At 40.1% G+C, this 1,423-nt stretch carries 1 protein-coding gene and 1 pseudogene; both read right to left on the bottom strand.

The features are described 5' to 3' along the window. Positions 1–420 (bottom strand): annotated as a pseudogene (locus CVP05_RS09905) (hypothetical protein); the annotation flags it as partial. Between the two features lie 59 nt (positions 421–479). Next, positions 480–1,423 (bottom strand): DUF6396 domain-containing protein (locus CVP05_RS12665; protein ID WP_100289414.1); only part of this gene is annotated, 944 nt, incomplete at its 5' end.

Here is a 1,423-nt window from a genome sequence, read left to right as displayed (position 1 = left end):
AGTTAAATAATCGTATAAATTATAATAGGCGGTGGCAGACAATTGTTTTTCTAGGGCTTTATTTAACTCATAAACAGTTTTTTGCGGTTTTTTTACTATAATTCTGCCGCTTTCAATTAAATATTGTAGTCTGACATTGGCTTTATAATCGCCGTTGGCGGCGGCGATTCGGTAGTATCGTTCGGTGCTTTTCCAAACATCATCGCCTTTTTTGCCTAACCACATATTATGTAAATCGTGGTAATAAGCATACAGATAAAGCTGTTGAGTTTCGGGGGAAAGAGGCGGTCGGCTTTCTTGTACGCAAGTAAAGGTTAAATCTGCGATAGAGTTTGTTTTGGATTCCCGCATGGAGTTGCTCTGCGTGGGGTGTACGCAGGCGGTGCAGATTAAACTCAGTAATATTATCTTAAATTTCATAAAAAACTCCGGTAAATATCACCGCACTTTCTCCAAGACAAAAGTGCGGTATGTTTTTATTATTTTTTCGGCAATCCTGTGTTTACATCAAGCCCCGCTTGGTCGGCCAGTTGTTGCATTAATTCTTCACTTGGTTTCGGTGGGGAAGCCCCTTCATACCAACGCTGAAAGGCGATTTTACCGTCCCAGGCAGGCAGTTTAGCCGGCGGAAGGGGGACGATTTCGTCTAAGTCTGGGACTGTTGGGTTAAGGTAGCTATTGTCATAAAGATATTCTTCAATCATTTCATAACGTTTTAATCTTTCCGGATCAGGTGATAATGCTAAATAATCAACTTTATTATCGGGTTTTATACCTTTCTCAAATCCATCTCGTAAAAATCTAGCAGATAAGGCATTTCCATTTTTGGTACCTTGATGAAAACTGTTAACGGCTTCATTATATTTTTCCTCAAACTGATATTGGCTCCCCAACACTGCAGAAGCTTGGCCAAAGCCTTGTATAGAAGCACAATGTAATAGTTTTTTATAGAGTTCTATTCTGAGTGTAAATGTTTCATCATCATCCAGGCTAGACAGTATCATAGCCAATTCATACTGCGCTTCTCTACTGCCTAAATCGGCAGCTTTTCTTAAATAAGCAAACCGTCCACCTTTTTCGGTTTTGACACCGTATCCATTAGTTAAATAATCGTATAAATTATAATAGGCGGTGGCAGGCAATTGTTTTTCTAGGGCTTTATTTAACTCATAAACGGCTTTTTGTGGCTTTTTAACTATAATCCTGCCGCTTTCAATTAAATATTGTAGTCTGACGTTGGCTTTATAGTCGCCGTTGGCGGCGGAGATTCGGTAGTATCGTTCGGTGCTTTTCCAAACATCATCGCCTTTTTTGCCTAACCACATATTATGTAAATCGTGGTAATAGGCATACAGATAAAGCTGTTGAGTTTCGGGGGAAAGAGGTGGGCGGGCTTCTTGCACGCAAGTAAAGGTTAAATCTG

It is taken from the genome of Conservatibacter flavescens, assembly GCF_002795425.1.
GTDB classification, from domain to species: domain Bacteria; phylum Pseudomonadota; class Gammaproteobacteria; order Enterobacterales; family Pasteurellaceae; genus Conservatibacter; species Conservatibacter flavescens.
The sequence above is the reverse complement of the archived record's forward strand: the minus strand, read 5'-3'. Positions and strand labels throughout refer to the sequence as shown.